The sequence below is a fragment of the Salipiger marinus genome (assembly GCF_035481585.1).
GTDB classification, from domain to species: Bacteria; Pseudomonadota; Alphaproteobacteria; order Rhodobacterales; family Rhodobacteraceae; genus Salipiger; species Salipiger marinus.
The window spans coordinates 64,216-85,468 of sequence record NZ_JAYKSL010000014.1 but is presented as its reverse complement, the minus strand read 5'-3'; the positions used below and the strand labels follow the sequence as shown (position 1 = coordinate 85,468).

At 66.9% G+C, this 21,253-nt stretch carries 18 protein-coding genes and 1 tRNA gene; 10 read left to right on the top strand and 9 right to left on the bottom strand.

Annotated elements, in window-relative coordinates:
* Window positions 1-90 precede the first annotated feature (90 nt).
* Window positions 91-1,008, top strand: coding sequence for a sulfotransferase (locus VK682_RS17795; protein WP_324782294.1), 918 nt, complete (start codon window positions 91-93; stop codon window positions 1,006-1,008).
* Between the two features lie 138 nt (window positions 1,009-1,146).
* Entirely contained in the window at window positions 1,147-1,341 is a 195-nt protein-coding gene (locus VK682_RS17790) for a hypothetical protein (protein ID WP_089852210.1), read from the top strand.
* Between the two features lie 86 nt (window positions 1,342-1,427).
* Here VK682_RS17790 and VK682_RS17785 read toward each other — a convergent pair whose 3' ends face one another.
* Both VK682_RS17785 and copM read right to left on the bottom strand, forming a co-directional pair.
* Window positions 1,428-2,177 (bottom strand): PRC-barrel domain-containing protein, encoded by a 750-nt coding sequence (locus VK682_RS17785; protein ID WP_324782293.1) that lies wholly within the window; start codon window positions 2,175-2,177, stop codon window positions 1,428-1,430.
* Between the two features lie 314 nt (window positions 2,178-2,491).
* Window positions 2,492-2,887, bottom strand: coding sequence for a CopM family metallochaperone (copM, locus tag VK682_RS17780; RefSeq protein WP_230797569.1), 396 nt, complete (start codon window positions 2,885-2,887; stop codon window positions 2,492-2,494).
* A gap of 151 nt (window positions 2,888-3,038) precedes the next feature.
* On the opposite strand from copM, the gene cueR reads away from it, so the two are divergent.
* The 4 genes from cueR to VK682_RS17760 all read left to right on the top strand — a co-directional run bounded on the left by cueR (window position 3,039) and on the right by VK682_RS17760 (window position 6,935).
* A complete protein-coding gene (gene cueR / locus VK682_RS17775; RefSeq protein ID WP_324782292.1) occupies window positions 3,039-3,497 on the top strand; it encodes a Cu(I)-responsive transcriptional regulator in 459 nt (152 codons plus the stop codon).
* A gap of 691 nt (window positions 3,498-4,188) precedes the next feature.
* A complete protein-coding gene (locus VK682_RS17770; protein ID WP_230797550.1) occupies window positions 4,189-4,446 on the top strand; it encodes a hypothetical protein in 258 nt (85 codons plus the stop codon).
* A 531-nt stretch (window positions 4,447-4,977) separates the two neighbouring features.
* On the top strand, window positions 4,978-6,090 hold the full coding sequence (locus tag VK682_RS17765) for a zinc-binding dehydrogenase (protein ID WP_230797549.1): 1,113 nt from the start codon (window positions 4,978-4,980) through the stop codon (window positions 6,088-6,090).
* Window positions 6,091-6,563: 473 nt separating this feature from the next.
* Window positions 6,564-6,935 (top strand): hypothetical protein, encoded by a 372-nt coding sequence (locus tag VK682_RS17760; RefSeq protein ID WP_230797548.1) that lies wholly within the window; start codon window positions 6,564-6,566, stop codon window positions 6,933-6,935.
* Between the two features lie 671 nt (window positions 6,936-7,606).
* Here VK682_RS17760 and VK682_RS17755 read toward each other — a convergent pair.
* From VK682_RS17755 to tgt, 4 genes are all read right to left on the bottom strand, one after another.
* Window positions 7,607-7,681: transfer RNA gene (locus VK682_RS17755), tRNA-Val, on the bottom strand.
* A gap of 170 nt (window positions 7,682-7,851) precedes the next feature.
* Window positions 7,852-10,257 (bottom strand): endopeptidase La, encoded by a 2,406-nt coding sequence (gene lon / locus VK682_RS17750; RefSeq protein ID WP_089844120.1) that lies wholly within the window; start codon window positions 10,255-10,257, stop codon window positions 7,852-7,854.
* A gap of 262 nt (window positions 10,258-10,519) precedes the next feature.
* On the bottom strand, window positions 10,520-11,611 hold the full coding sequence (locus VK682_RS17745) for an alkene reductase (protein ID WP_089844123.1): 1,092 nt from the start codon (window positions 11,609-11,611) through the stop codon (window positions 10,520-10,522).
* A gap of 127 nt (window positions 11,612-11,738) precedes the next feature.
* Window positions 11,739-12,866 carry a tRNA guanosine(34) transglycosylase Tgt gene (tgt, locus tag VK682_RS17740; RefSeq protein ID WP_324782291.1) on the bottom strand — a complete coding sequence of 376 codons (1,128 nt, stop codon included), beginning with the start codon at window positions 12,864-12,866 and terminating at the stop codon, window positions 11,739-11,741.
* Window positions 12,867-13,002: 136 nt separating this feature from the next.
* Here tgt and VK682_RS17735 point away from each other — a divergent pair, with 136 nt between their 5' ends.
* The 3 genes from VK682_RS17735 (at window position 13,003) to VK682_RS17725 (ending at window position 16,076) form a co-directional block, all read left to right on the top strand.
* Window positions 13,003-13,278: a hypothetical protein gene (locus VK682_RS17735; protein ID WP_242656630.1), complete on the top strand. Its 276-nt coding sequence runs from the start codon at window positions 13,003-13,005 to the stop codon at window positions 13,276-13,278.
* Window positions 13,279-13,362: 84 nt separating this feature from the next.
* Window positions 13,363-15,135, top strand: a complete 1,773-nt coding sequence (locus VK682_RS17730) for a glycosyltransferase family 2 protein (RefSeq protein WP_324782290.1) — start codon at window positions 13,363-13,365, stop codon at window positions 15,133-15,135.
* Window positions 15,132-16,076: a glycosyltransferase family 2 protein gene (locus VK682_RS17725; RefSeq protein WP_324782288.1), complete on the top strand. Its 945-nt coding sequence runs from the start codon at window positions 15,132-15,134 to the stop codon at window positions 16,074-16,076. The genes VK682_RS17730 and VK682_RS17725 overlap by 4 nt, the downstream gene beginning before the upstream one ends.
* Here the strand turns inward: VK682_RS17725 and VK682_RS17720 are convergent.
* The 3 genes from VK682_RS17720 to VK682_RS17710 form a co-directional block, all read right to left on the bottom strand.
* Window positions 16,073-17,158 (bottom strand): ABC transporter ATP-binding protein, encoded by a 1,086-nt coding sequence (locus VK682_RS17720; RefSeq protein WP_324782286.1) that lies wholly within the window; start codon window positions 17,156-17,158, stop codon window positions 16,073-16,075. The genes VK682_RS17725 and VK682_RS17720 overlap by 4 nt on opposite strands.
* Window positions 17,159-17,370: 212 nt before the next feature.
* Entirely contained in the window at window positions 17,371-17,913 is a 543-nt protein-coding gene (locus VK682_RS17715) for an RSP_2648 family PIN domain-containing protein (protein ID WP_230797541.1), read from the bottom strand.
* Window positions 17,910-19,106, bottom strand: a complete 1,197-nt coding sequence (locus tag VK682_RS17710; RefSeq protein ID WP_230797540.1) for an RSP_2647 family RNA methyltransferase — start codon at window positions 19,104-19,106, stop codon at window positions 17,910-17,912. The genes VK682_RS17715 and VK682_RS17710 overlap by 4 nt, the downstream gene beginning before the upstream one ends.
* Before the next feature lie 271 nt (window positions 19,107-19,377).
* On the opposite strand from VK682_RS17710, the gene edd reads away from it, so the two are divergent.
* Window positions 19,378-21,183 (top strand): phosphogluconate dehydratase, encoded by a 1,806-nt coding sequence (edd, locus tag VK682_RS17705; RefSeq protein ID WP_230797539.1) that lies wholly within the window; start codon window positions 19,378-19,380, stop codon window positions 21,181-21,183.
* Window positions 21,184-21,253: the final 70 nt, after the last annotated feature.

Here is a 21,253-nt window from a genome sequence, read left to right as displayed (position 1 = left end):
CGGATCAGCTTGACGGCGAACCGCCGGCGCATAAGGTGCCGCTGCCCGACCCATCCTCAGGCCGGACGCCGTTCAGCGCGCAGGATGACGATGACCCTCCATACCCCCACGGCGCCCCTGTCGACCGGACAGGCAGACCAAAGCGCGTGCGTGCCCGCGTCCCTCGGATCGCACGCCCCCGCCCGCCAGCCCGCGCTCAGGACCCGTGTCGTCACCATCCTTGGGCTTGAGCATAGCGGCACGACGCTGCTGGCGCGGATGCTGGGCACACATCCCGATGCGGTCGCCATCGGCGGGCTCAAGAACTTCGCCAGCTTCGTGCAGCACAGGAAACGCTGCTCCTGCGGCGGCGACCCGGACAGCTGCGCGTTCTGGCTGCCGGTGCTCGACCATCTCCGCAAGGACGGGCGGGATCCAGCGGAGCTCGCCACTGCCCTGTCGGGGCGCCGAACCGCCGCTGTCCCGGCGCGGCAGGCCGCAGGCCAGCTGATCGCCGCCATCGCCGCCGCCAGCGGTGCCGCGGTGATTGTCGATGCCTCCCGCGATCCGGAATGGTCGCAGCTGCTGCGCCCGCTGGCCGGGATCGAGGTGGTGCCCGTGCATATCTTCAAATCCCCGCTGGCGCAGGCCGCATCGGCCAAGCGGAAAGAACGGTCGGTCTATGGCGAGCTTGCCAAATACATCTCGCGCAGCCGCGCCTGCCGGGCGGAGACGCGCCGCGCCACCGCCGCCGTCACGCTGGCGCATGAGGATCTTTGCGCCTCGCCCGGACCGCTGATCGCGCGGATCATGGACAGGCTCGGACTTGACCCCGACCCCCGGCAGGTGGCGGACTGGGGCAGCCGCCCGCTGCATATGCTGGGTGGCAACCGGATGCGCAGGTCCACCAGCTCCGACATCCAGTCCGACCGGGGCTGGTCCGGCATCCTCTCCCCGCTGGAGATCACGCTCGTCCGGATCGCCGGGGGCGCTGCCTATGCCGCCAACCAGCGCCAGAGCCAGCGCTAGGCGCCGTCCTGCGCGCCAAGCCGCCTGCCCCGCCGACCGATGCAGGCACCGCTGGGGCGACTCGATCTTCTCTGCTACCCTTGCTTCAGGCAGCCCTGCGACCGGTCGAGCAGTGAGGCACGACACAAGGAGAGCGCAATGCAGGACGTCTGGATCACGACCCGCGTGGTGGAATGCTGCGCGACGAATGGCGAACGTATCACGGTGATCGAACAGGGCGACGGAACCCGGCCGCGTTACGTTCTGGGCAATGGCCGCGCCGTTGTGGCGCAGCAGGACGGAAGCTTTGTCCTGCCCGGCACCGATGCGGTGCTGCGGGCGATAGCGTCCTGAGGCCATGACAGACATGAACGCGCCCGGCAGAGGGGATCCTCGCCGGGCGCGTCAGGGAGCGTGATATCCTCAGCCGGTCGGGCCGGTCACTCGGTCGCGGGGGCGCCGCCGGTCATGCCGCTGCCGGTGCCGGTGCCAGTGCCAGTGCCCATTCCGGAGCCCGTGCCGCCCGTGCCCATGGCATCCCCGGCGGGCTGCGCCGAAGGCGGCGTTTCCTTTTCGCGATACTGGTATTCAGGCGCCTCTTCCGCCTGTTCACGGGTCATCGCAAGCTCGATCGCGTCGCCGTCATACTGGATGTCCAGCTGGCTGTAATCGACCGCGATGTCCTTTTCGCCAATGCCAAGGAAGCCGCCGACCCCAAGGATGACGCCGGTGATCTGGCCCTCCTCGGTGATGATGAAATCCTTGATGCTGCCGATGGTCTCACCCTCGGGCGAGATCACGCCGGTGCTCAGCAGCCAGTCGCCCAGCATCTCGGCGCTGTCCTGCTGCGACACGACCGCATCCGCATTCTCCGCGCCGCCTTCCGACGGCACGGCGTCTGCGGGGGCATCGCTGGCCATCTCGCCGGTGGCGGGGGCGTCCCCGGTCATGTCGGTGCCCTCGGCGTCCATGTCGCCCTCGGCGTCCATCTCGCCTTCGGCCTCCATGTCTTCCGTCATGTCCTCTGCCGGAGCCTGATCGGTGGACATGCCCGTCGCGCTGTCAGGGCTTTCGCTGTCCATCTGCTCCGTCGGCGCCGGATCGGCGGGCGGGGTGGTGGTGTCCTGTGCCCAAGCCGAACCGGCGGCAAAGGGCAGCGTGATGGCGGTGATGTAAAGATACTTTTTCATGGTTTCGGTCCTCCTGCCAAACCCACCTAGGGTCTTTCCGGCAGAGGACAGGGCCGCCCAGCGATCCCGTGCCAGAAGGGCCGATCTTTGCCGATCCCGACCCGCCGCTGCGGCAGATAAGCGCCTGTTTTTGCACGCACGCCGCGCCACCGGAACCCCGGCTTCATGCCCGGCGTTAACTCTTTTGGCTGAAGGTGGCGGGACCGGGCAGGCCATTGGCGTCAGGCGCAGGACGGACAGCATTTCCCGCCGAAGGCATCCCGGATCACGCAGCTTTGGTGACCCGGGATCCCCTTGGCTACTCCGGCCAGGCCCTACTCTTCCCGCTCGGCGAGCCACGCCCGCATCATCGCGATCTCGGCTTCCTGAGCGGCGATGACCTCCTCGGCCAGCGCCCGGACCTCCGGATCGCTGCCATGCTCCAGCACGATGCGCGCCATGTCGATCGCGCCCTGGTGATGCGGGATCATGCCGCGCATGAAGTCGATATCGGCATCGCCGCTATAGGCCACATCCATATCGGTATGCATCTGCGCCATGGCGGCGCGATAGGCGGTGGTCGACGGGCCGTCATGCGACATGGCGCTGTCGCCATGGGTCGCATGATCCGTCTGCGCCATGCCCCCATGGCCGGAATGGTCTGCCGCCTCTTGGGCAAAGCTCGGCACCGCGACGGCAAGGCCGGCCAGCAGAACGGGGACAAATCTCATCATGGCGATTACGCTCCTCTATTGCAGTCTGACAGAGATAGTCCTTCCCAGTGTTGTAAGGTCAACGGCACCACGGATCTTTGATCGGGCTCTTGACCTTCCTATGATGGGAAGCCCCAGATCCCGGCTGTCTGCAAGATGGAGCCCTGCCATGAACATCGGAGATGCCGCGACCCGCTCGGGCGTATCGGCCAAGATGATCCGCTATTACGAACAGATCGGCCTGATCCCGCCCGCCGCCCGGACCGCGTCCGGCTATCGCAGCTATGGGACCAGCGAGGTGCACATGCTGCGCTTCATCGCCCGCGCCCGAGATCTGGGCTTTTCGATTCGCGAGATCACCGGCCTGCTGGACCTGTGGCGCAAAAAGGACAGGCGCAGCGCCGATGTGAAGGCGCTGGCGCAGGCCCGGGTCCGGGATCTGCGCGACAAGATCGAACGCATGCAGGACATGGCCGATACGCTGGAGGATCTGGCCAATGCCTGCGCTGGCAACGAGCGCCCCAGCTGCCCGATCCTCCAGCGATTGGAAACGACGGAAGCCTCTGGTGAAGACAGCCCGGCCCGGCCAAGCAGAAGCGGGGGGTTCAAGGACAGGGGCGGGTCATGAATGTCACCGCAGGTTTCTGCGGCTGACAGAATTGCTGCGGACAAGAGTCATCTAAAAAAACAGCTTAAAACCCGAAAACCCGCACGGCGAAAGATTCCAGGAATAGTTACATTCTGAACCGCCGGCACGGCTCTGCAGAGGCCGACCTATCCTTATGGATATGTCTTCCCTCATAAGGGTAGATAACTTTTTCTTGTTTTGCCAAAGCCCTGCTTATACAACGGCTAACAGACCAACCGGGACTGTGTTTTTCCGGTATCCCGACAGGACCGGCGCAGAGTGGCCAAGTCCTGTTAGAATGGTCAGTAAGGTTTTCCAAATCACAAAAGAGTTTGGGCCGTTCCGAGTGTTCCACTCGCTGGATTTTCTGCAGTCATGCCTTTTCTCCGACCTAGAAATACAAGCCATCCGGCTCAGGCACTGGAGTTTTAAGTTGCTGGAACGAAACGGCGATCGCATTCACACATCTGATGGCACAAAACGCTATTTCAGCTGTCATTACTGCGAACACCAGCTCAGATTTGGCTCGGCCTATTGCGGGTCCTGCTATCAGCCGACGCCGCTTTATAACCGTCGCTGGATCTGGATCCTTGGCGCATTGAGCGCAACAGTTGGCGTCTTGGTCTTGGCACTGCTGACGCATGTCTAATTAAATCACCCTTCAGAAGACGCCAGACCAAGGAAGCCGTGGATGGCCGCATACGAAGACTGCCGCGCAAGATCCCGTCACGGACGCGTACCCGCAAAACAACAGCGCCCCGCACGTCCACGCGCCATTCCCGCTGATATGGCCTCAGAGGTCGAGAAGGCCGCCTGGTTTTACCTTTCCGCCCAGCAAAGCGCTGCCGCCGCACAGGCGGCACCCTCTTATACGGCTTTGAAGCAAAAGCATGGCGAGCAGTTTGACGTGGTCCTCGCCCGCGTCTGGCCCATCTTTGCAGACAGCTGACCCGTGACAACGCGGCCTCAGCGCCTCGCCATGGACCGCCAAGGCGAGGTGCTTTTCTCCCCGACCTTCGACCGGCGGGTTCTGAAATCTGCCGCCTGTCTGATACTGACGGGTGGCGCCAGCGGGTAGGGCATCGGGCACGGCGCTGTCCATCCGCGCTGTGGGGGCTGATCTTTGGGATCGCGTTCAGGCTCAGGCCTCCTCCCGGGAAGAGGACAGGCGCTGTTTTACGCGGCGCGTCCGCTCCATCGGCTGAACCCAACGGGGTCTCAGGCCACAAGATGAAACGACTGAAGGGGCATTCCGGGCGGATCAGATGCCTGCGCCCGGGCCCCTGCGCGACGACATCGGGGCACCGCGCGAGTGATCCAATAAAGGTCGCTGGCATCGCTGGCGCTTTCCGTTCGTCTTGGCCAGCGCCAGCGCTATCTGACAGCGCGACAGCAAGTCGGGCCAAGGCTGGGCTCCGGGTCATTCCGGCGGCCAGTACGGCCGTCTTGCATCGCGAAACTGGAACGTGGAGATTCCGCAATGGCAACCACAGGCAAGCAACTGTTCACAACTCTGGACGCGGACGGCACCCTGACCGTCGCGATCGAGGACGTGACCTTTCCCGATCCGACCGGAAATCAGGTGCTCGTGAAAATGGAAGCGGCACCGATCAACCCCTCGGATCTGGCCATTCTGGTCGGCGCCGCCGATCTGGAAAACGCGAGCTACACGCCGGGCAAGTTCGTCGCGACCGTGCCCGAGCCGTTCAATGCAGGCTCGAAAGCCCGCCACGGCCTCAAGCTGCCCGCCGGGAACGAAGGCGCGGGCACGGTGTTCGCGGCGGGCGACAGTGACGCGGCCAAGGCGCTGGTCGGGCAACGCGTCTCCTGTGTTCCGGGCAATGCCTACAGCCAGTACTGTATCGCCGATGCGTCCATGTGCCTCGCCCTAGGCGATCACACAGCCGAAGATGGCGCAAGCGCCTTCGTCAATCCCATGACTGCCCTCGGCTTTGTCGAGACGGCCAGAGCCGACAGGCAGGACGCGATGCTGCACACGGTCGGGGCCTCCAATCTGGGCCAGATGCTGACCCGCATCTGCAAGGAAGATGGCATCGGTCTGGTCAATATCGTCCGGAAGACCAGCCAGGCCGACCTGCTCGCAGGGCTGGGATCCACGCATGTCGTCAATTCTTCGGAAGACGGTTTCATGCAGCAGCTGTGCTCTGCCATCGAAGACACCGGCGCCTTTTACGGCTTTGATCCGATTGGCGGCGGTCATGCGGTCGACACGGCCTTCAAGGCCATGGAACAGGTCGCGGTCAGCAGAATGACCGAATATTCGCGCTATGGCTCGAACCAGCCGAAACGCATGTTCATCTATGGGCGTCTGGACACGGGCCCCACGATCCTGACGCCAAGCTACGGCTTTGGCTGGACCCTGTCGGGATGGCTGCTGTTTCCCTTCCTCCAATCCGCCGGGAGCGAAACGGTCGACCGCATGCGCAAGCGCGTGCGTGACAATCTCACCACCACCTTCGCCAGCGCCTACAAGGCGCGCGTCAATCTCGATGAAATGCTGACCAAGGAGGCCGTGACCGACTATCGCGGCATGAAGACGGGCGAGAAATACCTCGTCACGCCTTGGTCGTGATCCTCTGAGGCAAAGGCGGCGGGGCCCTGGTCAGGCCACCGGGCAAACGCCTGCCTTGCCTCCATCACACCGGGCGCAGCTTGATGCGCCCGGCACGACAAGGCGAAGGTGCCGCCATCCTAGAACAGCACCGCAATGGCGAGGGTGGCGGCTCGGCAGGCCTGGCAGCGCCTGACCGTTCTGCAGCACAGGCGTCCCTGCCGCGCCGCGCGCAGCATCTGACGCCCGGCGCGGGCCTTCGGGCGACAAGGACCGTTTGGCAGGCCCGGCGCGAAACCAAGCACCGACGCTGCCTCCAGCAGGCGGATGTTCCTCTCCTCACAAGAAAAATCTCGCGCAAAGGCGGGGTTGTCATGGAAGTTTTACGCTGCGGGCTTGACCCCCGCCTGCGGGTGCCGCCTCGTGCCAGAACGGAGGCAGGGCGGGAGGGCCCTGCACGCCGCCCCGTAACCGACATGGCCACAGGAGGCGCAATGCCCCGCGCCCCTCTCCTGACCGCTTTCCTGACGGCGCTGCTGATGGTGGCGATCGTCGTTCTGGAGCTGACCCCGCAATGGGGCTTTCACAGCGGCACCCGGCTGGTCGCGCTGCTTGACCATGTGCTGGCCTATGGCCTGCTGATGCTGCCCGCCGCCCTGCTGCGCCCGGGTTGGCTGCACGCGCTCTGGCCCTTGGCCGCCGCTTTCGCCGGGCTGATGGAGGCACTGCAGCCCGCCGTCCAGTGGCGCGGCGCCCTGAGCCACTGGCTCGCCGCCTGCTTCGGCATCCTGATCGTGACGCTGAGCTGCTGGCTGGTGATGGGACTCATGGAACTGGTGAAAGCCGGGAAGGATCGCGACTGGTAGGTCCACGCTGCCGCTCGACAGCCTAAACCCGTTGCACACAATCCCGCAACAAAGCCGGTGATTGTTTCCAACATTTCGGATTATCAGCTTAAATTATAACGTTATGGTGATTTCGCGAACGCGGCTGCAGATCAACCTGCGTACCCCCACCCCAAAGCCGCGTTCGCAACACTGCAGGTGCAGCATAGCAAAAACTTCACTCGCCTTCCTTGTCGTCTGCGTCATCTTGTCCCCCGTGAGCGCAGCCTGAAGTTTTCGAGTATGGCCGCACGCGGTAGCCGCTGCGCTCACGCGGCCCATCCCCTCCGTCGCATCTCCCCCGCTCGCGCCCGGCTGGAACACCGGTCATCATCTGCGGAGCCGTCGGTCTGTGGTGGTGACTGTGGCCGAGTCCGGCACCGGTGGCGCCCCGAGTGTCAGGAGCCGCATGTGTGGCGGGTGGAGGCCGATCTGCGACGGTGACGGTGCTGTGCCGCTGGAGAAGGTGAGCCAAGTGCCGGGCCATTTCAACACCGCCACGGTCTTATCGACCTAGCCCGTATCCTGCCGCAGCAGATGCGGGGATGCGGTAGACATGCGCGACTTTGGCAGCGTGATAACGGAGGCTCGGGGGCAAGGAGCAGCACCGCTTCGGGAAGCTGCGCACCGCGCCTAGGATACTAAAGAGAGAATGGTGGGTGATAAGAGATTCGAACTCCTGACATCTTCGATGTGAACGAAGCGCTCTACCACTGAGCTAATCACCCGGTAGCGCGGGGTTTACCCAGAGCGGCGGGGGTCCGCAAGGGGGTTTTCGCAAAAAATTCACGCCTTTTTCGCCCCCTGTCCTCACGTCATTTCCCGCCTCCGCCGCAGGGGGCCAAAAGCAAAAAGGGCGCCCCGCGGGGCGCCCTTGATGGGGACCAAATGGCCGGGATCAGTGCGCGGTGGCGCCCTGCCCCTTGTCTTCCTGCGCGCGGGCGAGCAGCGCTGCCTCTTCGGCGGCCTCGTCCCAGTCGATGGGCTCGGGCTTGGACAGCAGCGCCATTTCCAGCACTTCGGACACGTGGCGCACCGGAATGATCTTCAGCCCGGTCTTCACGTTGTCCGGCAGTTCGGCCAGATCCTTTTCGTTCTCCTGCGGGATGAACACCGTGGTGATGCCGCCCCGCAGCGCCGCCAGCAGCTTTTCCTTCAGCCCGCCGATGGCGCTGGCATTGCCGCGCAGCGTGACCTCGCCAGTCATGGCGATGTCCTTGCGCACCGGGATGCCGGTCAGCACCGACACGATCGCCGTCACCATGGCCAGACCGGCCGAGGGGCCGTCCTTGGGCGTGGCGCCGTCCGGCACGTGGACGTGGATGTCCATTTTGTCGAAGCGCGGCGGCTTGACCCCGATCTGAGGGCTGATCGAGCGGACATAGCTTGCCGCCGCCTCAATCGATTCCTTCATCACGTCGCCCAGCTTGCCGGTGGTCTTCATCCGGCCCTTGCCGGGCAGGCGCAGCGCCTCGATCTGCAGCAGATCGCCGCCCACCGAGGTATAGGCCAGCCCCGTGACCACCCCGACCTGATGCTCCTCTTCGGCCAGACCATAGCGGTATTTCTGGACGCCGAGGAAATCAGCGAGATTGTCGGAGGTCACCTCCACATGCTTCTCGTCACCCTTGACGATCTTGGTGACCGCCTTGCGCGCCAGCTTGGCGATCTCGCGCTCGAGGTTCCGCACGCCCGCCTCGCGGGTGTAGTAGCGCAGGATGTCGGTCAGCGCGCCATCGGTCACGCTGAATTCGCCCTTGCGCAGCCCGTGCGCCTTCACCTGCTTGTCGAGCAGGTGGCGCTTGGCGATCTCCAGCTTCTCGTCTTCGGTGTAGCCGGACAGCGGGATGATCTCCATCCGGTCCAGCAGCGGTCCGGGCATGTTGTAGCTGTTCGACGTGGTCACGAACATCACGTCCGACAGATCGTATTCCACCTCAAGATAGTGGTCGACGAAGGTCGAGTTCTGTTCGGGATCCAGCACCTCCAGCATGGCCGAGGCCGGGTCGCCGCGGAAATCCTGCCCCATCTTGTCGATTTCATCGAGCAGGATCAGCGGGTTGGTGGTCTTGGCCTTTTTCAGCGCCTGAATGATCTTGCCGGGCATGGAGCCGATATAGGTCCGGCGGTGGCCGCGGATTTCCGATTCATCGCGCACGCCGCCAAGGCTGATGCGGATGAATTCGCGCCCCGTGGCCTTGGCCATCGACTTGCCAAGGCTGGTCTTGCCGACGCCCGGAGGGCCGACGAGGCAGAGGATCGGGCCCTTGAGCTTGGCGCTGCGCGCCTGCACCGCCAGATATTCGACGATGCGCTCCTTGACCTTGTCGAGGCTGTAATGGTCGTCATCCAGCACCGACTGCGCGCGGCCCAGATCCTTCTTGACGCGCGACTTCACGCCCCACGGGATCGACAGCATCCAGTCCAGATAGTTGCGCACCACGGTCGCTTCGGCGGACATCGGGCTCATGTTGCGCAGCTTTTTCAGCTCCGCCTCGGCCTTTTCCTGCGCCTCTTTCGACAGCTTGGTGTTGGCGATCTTCTCGGCCAGTTCGTTGATCTCGTTCTGGCCGTCCTCGCCGTCGCCCAGCTCCTTCTGAATGGCCTTCATCTGCTCATTCAGATAATATTCGCGCTGGGTCTTCTCCATCTGGCTCTTGACGCGGGTCTTGATCTTTTTCTCGACCTGCAGGACGGAAAGCTCCCCCTGCATCAGGCCATAGACCTTTTCCAGCCGCTCGCTGATGGCAAGCGTCTCCAGAAGCTCCTGCTTCTGCTGCACCTCGATGCCCAGATGGCCCGCCACCAGATCGGCGAGCTTGGCAGGTTCGGTGGTTTCCGAAACGGCGGACAGCGCCTCTTCGGGGATGTTCTTCTTGACCTTGGCGTAGCGTTCGAATTCTTCGGACACCGTGCGCACCAGTGCGGTGATCGCGGCGGGATCGCCCGGCATCTCGGTCAGATATTCGGCCTTCGCCTCAAAGAAGCGGTCATTGTCGAGGTATTCGGTGATGCGCACCCGCGCCTGACCCTCGACCAGCACCTTGACGGTGCCATCGGGAAGTTTCAGCAGCTGCAGCACGTTGGCGAGCACGCCCGCCTTGTAGATCCCGCTGGCATCGGGATCATCGACCGCAGGGTCCATCTGGGCGGCAAGCAGGATCTGCTTGTCATCCGCCATCACCTCTTCCAGCGCCTTGACCGACTTTTCCCGCCCGACAAAAAGCGGCACGATCATGTGCGGAAACACCACGATGTCCCGCAGCGGCAGCACCGGATAGGATGTATTGAGTGGCTGTTGCATGCGCGTTCCTTGGTTCTTGGCAGGACGGACCGGCCCCGGTCATCGGCAGCCCCCGCCGTCCCCGTCGTGAGAAGTGTTAACGTGGGGCGCTTGTCCCCCCGTTTCAAGCGTGGCGCGACCCAGCCGCCAATGTGACCCTGCGCCGCGGCGGGCGCAAGCGGACAAATGTGGCGGATCCGGCGTTTCGCGGCCCGCCCCCGCCCCGCATGGGGGCAGACCCTGCAGGGACCGCGCGGGCCCCTGCAGAGACAGGATCAGCGGATCACTTGGCCTGATCCAGCGTCGGGTAATCGGTATAGCCCTCGGCGCCGCCCCCGTAGAAGGTGGCGCTGTCGCCCTCGTTCCACGCGGCGTCGCGGCGCAGCCGCTCCACCAGATCGGGGTTGGAGATGAAGGGCCGCCCGAAGGCCACCAGATCGGCATGGTCCTTGGCCACGGCATCCAGCGCCATCTGCCGGTCATAGCCGTTGTTGACCATCCACGGGCCGTGGAACAGCTGGCGCAGCGCCGCCATGTCCTCGCCGGGCTGCAGGTCGCGGGTGCCGCCGGTCGCACCTTCGATCACATGCACATAGGCCAGCCCGTAGCGGTTCAGCCCCGCCACCACATGTTCGAACAGCGGCTGCGGATCGGCGTCGGAAATGCCGTTGGCGGGCGAGAAGGGCGACAGGCGCAGCCCGGTGCGGCCCGCGCCGATCTCTGCCGTCACCGCGTCCAGCACCTCGAACAGGAAGCGCGCGCGGTTCTCGACCGAGCCGCCATAGCCATCGGTGCGCTGGTTGCTGCCGGTCTTGAGGAACTGGTCGATGAGGTAGCCATTGGCGCCATGCACCTCCACCCCGTCAAAGCCTGCGGCGATCGCCTGCTTGGCGGCGTGGCGGTAATCCTCGACGATGCCGGGGATCTCGTCGGTCTCCAGCGCGCGCGGCATGGAGGTGTCCTCGAACCCGTTCTTGGTGAAGGTCTTGCCGCCCGCCGCGATGGCCGAGGGCGCCACCGGCGCCTGACCGTCCGGCTGCAGCGAGGTATGGCTGATCCGGCCCACATGCCACAGCTGGATGACGATCTTGCCGCCTTCGGCATGCACGGCATCGGTCACCTTCTTCCACGCGGCAACCTGACCGTCGGTCTGAATGCCCGGGGTCTGGATGTAGCCCTTGCCCTGCGGCGTGATCTGCGAGGCTTCGGTGATGATCAGCCCGGCGCCCGCGCGCTGCCGGTAATACTCCACATGCAGCGGCCCCACTTCGCCGGTGACGTCATCGGCCCGGTTGCGGGTCAGCGGCGCCATGACCACACGGTTGGCCAGCGCCATGTCCCCGGCGGTGAAGGGGGTGAAAAGTGCCTCGGTCATCGGATGTCCTCTTGCTGACGTGCCGGTGCACGGCACCGGCTGACGCTCTCCACATAGGTATGCGCTGCGGCACGGCAAGCGCACAGAACCCTGTGCGCCGCCGCACCAAGCCGCACCTGACCGCCGCCTAGAGCGGGGGGATGTCGCCCTGCGCCCGGTCGGCGTGAAACTTCGCCTCCCATGCCGCAAACCGCCCTTCGGCGATGGCGTCGCGCATGCCCTGCATCAGATCCTGATAATAGTGCAGGTTGTGCCATGTCAGCAGCATGCCCGAGATCATCTCCTGCGCGCGGAAGACATGGTGCAGGTAGGCGCGCGAATAGCCCCGGCAGGCCGGACAGCTGCAAGCCTCGTCCAGCGGGCGCGGATCGTCCTGATGCCGGGCATTCTTGATGTTGACCACACCCTGCCGGGTAAAGACCTGCCCGGTGCGGCCAGAGCGCGAGGGCAGCACGCAGTCCATCATGTCGATGCCGCGCTTGACGGCGCCCACGATGTCGTCGGGCTTGCCCACGCCCATCAGATAGCGCGGCTTGTCCACCGGCAGATGGCCCGGCGCGTGGTCCAGACAGGCGAACATCGCCTCCTGCCCCTCGCCCACGGCAAGCCCGCCCACCGCATAGCCGTCAAAGCCGATGCCGGTCAGCGCCTTGGCCGATTCCTCGCGCAGGTCAGGCTCCAGCCCGCCCTGCTGGATGCCGAACAGCATATGCCCGGGCCGGTCGCCGAAAGCGTCGCGCGACCGCTGCGCCCAGCGCATCGACAGCCGCATCGAGGCTTCGATCCGCGCGCGGTCGGCGGGCAGCGCCGGACATTCGTCAAACGCCATCACGATGTCCGATCCCAGCAGGCGCTGGATCTCCATCGACCGTTCCGGGCTCAGCATGTGCCTGGACCCGTCCACATGGCTGCGGAAGGTCACGCCCTGCTCGGTCAGCTTGCGCAGCCCGGCCAGCGACATGACCTGAAACCCGCCCGAATCCGTAAGGATGGGCCGGTCCCAGTTCATGAAGCGGTGCAGCCCGCCCAGCCGGTCGATGCGTTCCGCGCCGGGACGCAGCATCAGGTGATAGGTGTTGCCCAGCAGGATGTCGGCGCCGGTGGCGCGCACCGACTCGGGCAGCATCGCCTTGACGGTGGCGGCGGTGCCCACGGGCATGAAGGCAGGCGTGCGGATCTCGCCCCGGGGGGTGGCGATCACCCCGGTCCGCGCGGCGCCATCGGTGGCATGAAGGGTAAAGGAGGTCTGGCTCATGCGCTGACCTGTGCCGCACCGCGCGGGCTTTGCCAAGTCCCGAGCGCAGGCGCAAAGAAGCGCGCATTCGAAATTTTGAGGCGGCGTTCATCTTTGGGGGCGAGTCTGGCGCCATTCCGGCCAGAGGGAGCCCGCCATGATGACCCGACTGATCCTTGCCCCCGCGCTTCTGCTGCTGATGGCGCTGCCCGCGCAGGCCCAGCCCGACAGCCCGCGCCTGTCCACCCGCGATGCCATGGCCCAGCCCCCCGCCACCGGCGGACAGGGCCAGACATGGGTGTCGCCGCAGGGCTGCACCTATTCCCGCGCGCAGGCGCCGGGCTATCCCGCCACATGGCATCTGATCCTGAACGGCGCCGATATCGGGCTGACCAATGCCCATCGCCGCTGCCCCGGCATGCTGGGCGGCTGAGCGCTGTGGCGGCGCGGGCACGCGCCCGCTGCGGCACCGCGCGCCCGATTGCGCGGGCGGCGGCAAAAGGCCACTCTGCCGGGCATGGACGAGCCGAAGACTCAGACCTATCCCGGCGGAATCGCCGCGCTGCTGACCCAGATGGAAGGGCGGCGCGACCCCATGGACTATGCCCCCGGCGAGGGACTGCCGCCGCCGGATCTGGATCTGGCCCCGCTGGCCACGCAGACCGTCGCCGATCCCGATGCGGATCCCGCCGAATGCGGCCCGTTCCGGTCCGGCTATCACCGCAAGCGCCACGCGCTGCGCAAGGAACTGGCGGGCCGGTCCGAACTGGTCTTCCTCAACGCGCTGCTGATCGCGCATCTGCGCAGGCGCCGCTGGCCCGATCACGCCCCTGCGCTGTTCCAGCGGCTTTGGGCCGAACAGGGCGCCGCCCTGCTGGACCAGCTTGATCCCCGCTGGGCGGTCTCTGCGGTCACCACCTTCGGCGATCACGGCCTGACCCCGGCGCAGCGGTCGGTCGGGCTGGCGCTGAGCGTGCTTTTCAGCACGATCAAGCTTTACGAATCCGAACGGCTCTATTCCGGCCAGCCCCCCGACCAGCCCTTTGCGCTGGAACACAGGCAGCGGGGGCGCCTGCCGCTGGACATGGATCCCTATGCGCTGGCCCATGGCGGGCTTGACGTGAACATGATCGGCCGTCTCTGGCTGGAGGCGGAGGAGGATTCGGTCATCGCTCCGCTCGCGCATCATCTGCTGGAGCGGCTGATCGCCGAACCGCGCGGGCTGCTGCACCGGCTGGCCCGGATGCGCGCGGATCTGTCCCGCCGCAAGGAGATCCCCCCACCCGCCGAGGGCGAAGCCAAACCCGCCGCGACCCCGCGCAATGACGCGCCGGTGCCGCTGGCACAGCGCCAGCTTGAGCCAGATCAGCTGCGCTGGGGTCTGGTGGCGCTGATCCGCGCGCCACTGCCCGCCATCGCCCGCTTTGCCGCGCATCACCTCGATCTGGGGGCGCAGGCGCTTCACCTTTACCTTGATGACCCCGATCCCGACACCATGGCCTTTCTCTCCGGCCATGCCCGGCTGCATGTCACCGCCTGCGACGCGGCCTTCTGGCGGGACAGCGGGCGCCCCCGCCCCGAGGAACATCAGCTGCGGCAGGTCCATGTGGCCAGCCGTGCGCTGCGGGCCGCGGGCGGGCTGCACTGGCTCGGCCATATCGACGTGGACGAATTCCTGCTGCCCGCCCGCCCCATGGCCGACCTGCTGGCCGAGGTGCCCCCCGACTGCGCCGTGGCCCGCATCGCCCCCGCCGAGGCGCTGGCCCCCTCCGACGGCTGGCCCAGACATTTCAAGATCACCCACCGGCAGGCGGGCCTGCCCAAATCCCGCCTGCAGGAGGTCTATCCCACCTTCGGCGCGCATCTTTATGGCGGCTTTCTAAGCCATACGGCGGGCAAGATCTTTGCCCGCACCGGCATTCCCGACACCCGCCTTGGCATCCACACGCTGAAATACAACGGGGCGGAGGCCACCAACCGCCACCGTCTTCCCGCGATCTGGCTCGCGCATCTGCACGCGCCGTCATGGCAGCAGTTCCGCGACCATCTGGAATTTCGCCGGACGAAGGGATCCTACCGCCGCGCCTCCTCCCGCCCCGAGATGGGACAGGCCGAACTGCTGCGCTATCTCATGGAAGAAGAAGGCGAGGCCGGGCTGCGCGCGCTTTTCGACGAGGTCTGCGCCGACACGCCCGAGCTGCGGCGCAGGCTTGCCGCGCAGGGCATGCTGGTCCATGCCGAATTCGACCCGGACGCGGCGGTGGCCCGGATCTTCGGCGCCCTGCCGTGATCCGTTGGGGCACCGTCACCACCACCAACGCGCCGCTGCCGCGCATCCTCGATTTCGCCGCATGGCATCTGGATCAGGGGGCGGCGCGGGTGGTGATCTATCTCGACGCGCCCGATCCCGGGGCCGAGGCGGCGCTGCGCGCCCATCCCCGCATCCGGCTGCATGTGACCGATGACGCGTGGTGGCAGGCGCGCAAGGGCCGCCCCGCCAAGCACCAGCTGCGGCAGGGCGCCAATGCCCGCCACGCCAATACAACCTGCGCCGATCTGGACTGGCTCGCCCATATCGACGTGGATGAATTCCTGCTGCCCGCCACGCCGCAGGCCGCCCCTCTGGCCGATCAGCTGGCCGCCCTGCCCGCCCGCTGCCTCTGCGCCCGCATCCGCCCGGTGGAGGCGCTGGCCCCTCCCGAAGGCCAGACCTCCGCCGAGACGCTGTTCAAGGCCTTTCCGCTGGACCAGCAGGCGCGCCGCCGCGCCGCGGAGGCCTGTTTTCCCATCTGGGGGCGGCATCTGTCGGGCGGCTTTCTCAGCCATGTGGCGGGCAAGCTGATCTTTCGCCCCGGCAGCAAGGGGCTGCAGATCCGCATCCACAACCTCACGCTCGACGGCATCCAGAACCCGGGCGAAGAACCGCTGCCCGGCATGGATCTGGGCCATTTCCACGCCCCCGGCTGGGAGTCCTTCCTTGCCGCCTACCGGTTCCGGCTGGCGCAGGGATCCTACCGCGCCGAACTGACCCGCAGCGGCACGCTCAGCCATCACGACCTGCTGCGCCAGATCGAGGCGACGGGGGGCCAACCCGCGCTCCGCGCCTTTTTTGACGAGATCTGCACCGCGAGCCCCGATCTTGTGGACCGGCTCGCCGCGCATGGCCTGCTGCGGCGGCACCAGATGGATCTGCCCGCCCGGGTGGCGCGGCAGTTTCCGGGCCTCTCCTAGGCGTCTGCCGGGAAGACGAAACAGCGGTCCCGCCGCACCGTCAGCCACAGCGGCGTGCCGGGCTTGGGCAGGAACACGTTGGGCACCGTGGCGCGCAGCGGCCCGCCGTCAAAATCCATGCGGAATTCCACAAGACTTTCCGACCCCATGAAGCGCGAGCGCTCCACCACGCCCCGGGCGGGCGTGCCCGCGCGCTCGGTGGGGTTGGGCCCGCGCCCGGCCCGGTCGAAATCGATGCCCACATGCTGCGGGCGGAACACGATCTCCACCTCGGTGCCGTCCGCGACCCCGGGGGCCAGAAACTGGCCAAAGGGCGTGTCGACCAGCGCCCCCCGCACCCGACCGCGCAGCACGTTGACGTCGCTGAAAAAAGCCACTGCCGCCTTGTCGGCGGGGGCGTTGTAGATGTTGTAGGGCGCGCCACGCTGCACGATCCGCCCGTCGCGCATCAACGCGATCTCGTCGGCCATGCGCATCGCCTCCTCGGGCTCATGCGTCACCAGCAGCACCGAGGTGCCCTCTTCCTTCAGCAGCGCCAGCGTCTCGTCGCGGATGCCGTCGCGCAGCCGGTTGTCCAGACCCGAAAACGGCTCGTCCATCAGCATGATGCGTGGGCGCGGCGCCAGCGCCCGGGCCAGCGCCACGCGCTGCTGCTCGCCCCCCGACAGCTGGTGCGGATAGGCGTCGACAAAATGCCCCAAGCCCACCCGGTCCAGCAGCACCTCGGCCCGCGCGCGCTTCTCCGCGCCGCTGCCGCTCAGGCCGAAGCCGACATTCGCCCCCACGCTCAGATGCGGGAACAGCGCAAAATCCTGAAACATCAGCCCGATGGCGCGGCGCTCCGGCGGCACCCGGAACACCGTGTCGCAGATCAGGTCGCCATCGACATAGATCTGCCCCTGATCCTGCCGGTCCACGCCTGCGATCATGCGCAGCGTCGTGGATTTGCCGCAGCCCGACGGACCCAACAGGCAGGTCACATGACCCGGCGCGATCTCAAGGCTCAGATCGTCCACCACCGCGCGCCCGTCGATGCGGCGCACAAGGTTGCGGACGTCCAGTCGCGGATGCGGAGTGTCCAAGCCTGCCCCTCCTGCAAGTCTGATAAATTCCCTCGGGATGTCCCGCCCGATACCAGCGCACCCGCCCCCCCGCAACCCGCAGCGACGCCCTGCCGCAGCGGGCAGAGTCCCGGCACGGGTTTCGGATTTCATCTTGCCCCTAAACTCCGGGGGTGAATTGGCCGCAGGCCAAGAGGGGGCAGCGCCCCCTGCTCCGCTCCAGCCGCGCGGCCTCAGGCCGACAGCGCCTTGGCGATCCGCGGCAGATGCGCCTTTTTCAGCAGCGCCCGCATCTGCCAGTCCTCGCCGGAGATCTGCCGCGCCCGCGCCAGCACCTCCTCCCCGGCCTCGGCCACCAGCCCGGGCTGCGCCTGCCAGATGCCATGCAGGAACGCATCGGGATCGGCGCGCGACAGGCCTTCTTCGGCCAGCGTGCCGCGCGGAAAATCCCGGGCGTTCAGGGTCACGATCAGATCGGCATGGCCCGCGATGGCGGCGGCCAGCACATGGATGTCGGCGGGATCGGGCAGCCAGAGCCGCGCTTCCAGCGCCGCCCCCGCCCGGATCTCGGCCTCGGGCCATGCCGCGCGCAGCAGGGCGACCTCGCCGCGCGCCTGCGCCTCGCCTGCGGGACCAAGCTTGCGCGCCGCCCGTGCCCATTCCTCAAGGATGCGCGCCGACCAGAGCGGGGTGAAGGCGCCGCGCACCGCCACCGCCAGCAGCATCTCGCGCATGACGGTGGGGTAGATCACGCAGGCGTCCAGCAGCACCTTCACAGGCGGAACACCAGCGCTTTCAGATAGCCCGATTCCGCCAGCTGCGGCAGCAGCGGATGGTCGGGACCGGCAAAGCCCGTATGCAGCAGCTGCGCCCGGCGCCCGGCCCGTCCGATGCCGCGCAGGCAGGCGCCGGTGAAGCTCGACAGATCCGCGGCATGCGAACAGGAGCAGAGCACCAGATAGCCGCCCTCCTCCACCAGCCCGGCAGACAGCCGCGCCACCCGCTCATAGGCGCGCAGCCCCGCCTCCAGCGCGGGTTTCGACGGCGCAAAGGCGGGCGGATCGCAGACCACCAGCCCGAAGCGCGCCTCTTCCTGACCCATGGCGGTCAGCACGTCAAAGGCATCGCCCTGCCGCGTGGCAAAGCGGTCCTGCGCGCCCATGCGCGCCGCGCCGTCGCGGGCAAGATCCAGCGCTGCGGCGGATCCGTCCACCGCCAGCGCCGCCTGCGCGCCCTGCGCCAGTGCCGCCAGCGCGAAGCCGCCCACATGGCTGAACACGTCCAGCACCTGCTGCCCCTCGGCCAGACGCGCGGCAAAGGCATGGTTGGGACGCTGGTCGTAAAAAAGCCCGGTCTTCTGCCCGCCGGTCAGGTCGGCCATATAGGTGGCGCCGTTCATCTCCACCGGCAGCGGGGCTGCGGGCGCTTCTCCCAGCAGCACGGCATCGGCATCGTCGAGCCCTTCCAGCGCGCGGCCCCGCCCGCCGGCGTTCTTGAGGATGGTGGTCACCCCGGTGACCTCGGCCAGCGCCGAGGCCAGATCGGCCAGCAGCACCTCGGCCCATGCGGCATTGGGCTGGATCACCGCCACATCGCCGAACCGGTCGATGATGACGCCGGGCAGCCCGTCAGCCTCGGCATGGACCAGCCGGTAATAGGGCCGGTCGAACAGCCGCGTGCGCAGCGCCAGCGCGCGGGCAAGCTTGGCCACCAGCCAGTCGCGCCCGATCACCGCTTCGGGATCGGGATCCAGCATCCGCCCCGCGATCTTGCTGTCGGCATTGAAGCCCACCAGCCCCAGCACGCCGCGCTCGGCATCCTCCAGCCGCACCACGGTGCCGGCGGGGATGCCACGGCTGCGCCGGTCCATCACCAGTTCATTGGCATAAATCCAAGGGTAGCCACGGCGGATCGCCTGCGGCTTGGCCTTGGGGAGAAGTCGGATCACGGGGAAATCGGCATCTGTCATGCCGCTCCTTTACGCCTCCGCCGCGCGCGAGGGAAGCGCCTTCGCATCCTGTCTGCGCAGGCCCGCGCGGGCTTGCCGGGACGTGCCGCGGCGGCTATCCCGAAGACGGGCCGCAGCGGGGGCGGCAGACCCGCGTTCACCCCCCGCCGCGGCTGCGGGTTTTGCCGGGCACGGGCCCGATGTGCGGGTTTACTGATAGCGCTAACTGCATTACATGCAGCGACAGACAGGTCGTCACTCAGGCCGGGCCGCCCGGCGGAAGGGAGCCAGCATGACACTCAATGCCAGCATCGCGGATGTGACCGCACGGATCGAGGCACGGTCCGAACCGCTGCGCCGCCGCTATATGGACCAGATGCGCCGCGCCGCCGAGGAAGGCCCGCGCCGGGGCCATCTGGCCTGCGGCAATCAGGCCCATGCCTATGCCGCCATGGGCGCGGACAAGGACGCGCTTGCCACCGGACAGGCGCCGAATCTGGGCATCGTCACCGCCTATAACGACATGCTGTCGGCGCATCAGCCCTACGAGACCTATCCCGCCCTGCTGCGCGAGGCGGCGCGGCAGGTGGGCGGCACCGCGCAGGTGGCGGGCGGCGTGCCTGCCATGTGCGATGGCGTCACGCAGGGCCAGACCGGGATGGAACTGTCGCTGTTTTCCCGCGACGTGATTGCCCTCGCGGCGGGCGTGTCGCTGTCGCACAACACCTATGACGCGGCGGTCTATCTGGGGGTCTGCGACAAGATCGTGCCGGGTCTGGTGATCGCCGCCGCCACCTTCGGCTATATTCCCGGGCTGTTCCTGCCCGCGGGGCCGATGACCAGCGGCCTGCCCAATGACGAGAAATCCAAGGTCCGCCAGCAGTTCGCCACCGGCGAGATCGGCCGCGACAAGCTGATGGAGGCCGAGATGGCCAGCTATCACGGGCCGGGCACCTGCACCTTCTACGGCACCGCCAACACCAACCAGATGCTGATGGAATTCATGGGGCTGCACCTGCCGGGCGCGTCCTTCGTCAATCCCGGCACGCCGCTGCGCGAGGCGCTGACCGTCGCGGGCGCGCAGCGCGCGCTGGAAATCACCCGGCTCGGCAATGATTACCGCCCGGTCTGCGACGTGCTGGATGCCAAGGCGTTTGTAAACGGCATCGTCGGGCTGATGGCCACGGGCGGGTCCACCAACCTTGTGCTGCACATGCCCGCCATGGCGCGGGCGGCGGGCATCGTGCTGGATCTGGAGGATTTTGACGCGATTTCCAACGCCGTGCCGCTGATGGCCAAGGTCTATCCCAACGGGCTTGCCGATGTGAACCATTTCCACGCGGCGGGCGGGCTGCAGTTCCTGATCGGCGAATTGCTGGAGGCGGGGCTGCTGCACGAGGACGTCAAGACCGTGGCGGGCGACGGGCTGCATCTTTACACGCAGGAGCCGAAGCTGCGCGATGGCGTGCTGAGCTACGAAGAGACGCCACGCGTCACCCAGAACGACCGCATCCTGCGCCCGGCCTCCGATCCGTTCCAGCCCACCGGCGGGCTGCGCCAGCTTGACGGCAATCTGGGGCATGGCATCCTCAAGATCTCGGCGGTGAAGCCCGAGCATCATCTGGTCGAGGCGCCGGTGCGGATTTTCCACGATCAGGGCGAGGTCAAGGAGGCGTTCAAGCGCGGCGAATTCACCACCGACACCATCGTGGTGGTGCGCTTTCAGGGGCCGAAATCCAACGGCATGCCGGAACTGCACAGCCTGACGCCGACGCTGGCGGTGCTGCAGGATCGCGGGCTGAAGGTGGCGCTGGTCACTGACGGGCGCATGTCCGGGGCCAGCGGCAAGGTGCCCGCCGCCATCCATGTCAGCCCCGAAGCCGCCGATGGCGGCCCGCTGGCGCGGCTGCGCGATGGCGATCTGGTGCGGCTGGATGCCAAGGCGGGCACGCTGATGTGCCTGACCGAAGGCTTCGAGACCCGCGAGCCCGCCAGTGCCGATCTGTCCGGCAATGGCGCGGGCGTGGGGCGCGAGCTGTTCGAGGCGTTCCGCCGCAATGTCGGCCTCGCCTCCACCGGGGCGGCGGTGGTGGTGTGACGCGCTTGCGCTTTGCCCGCCCTGCCCCTACGCCTCTGCGCACCCTTTCCCCCAAGTCGGAGACCCGGCC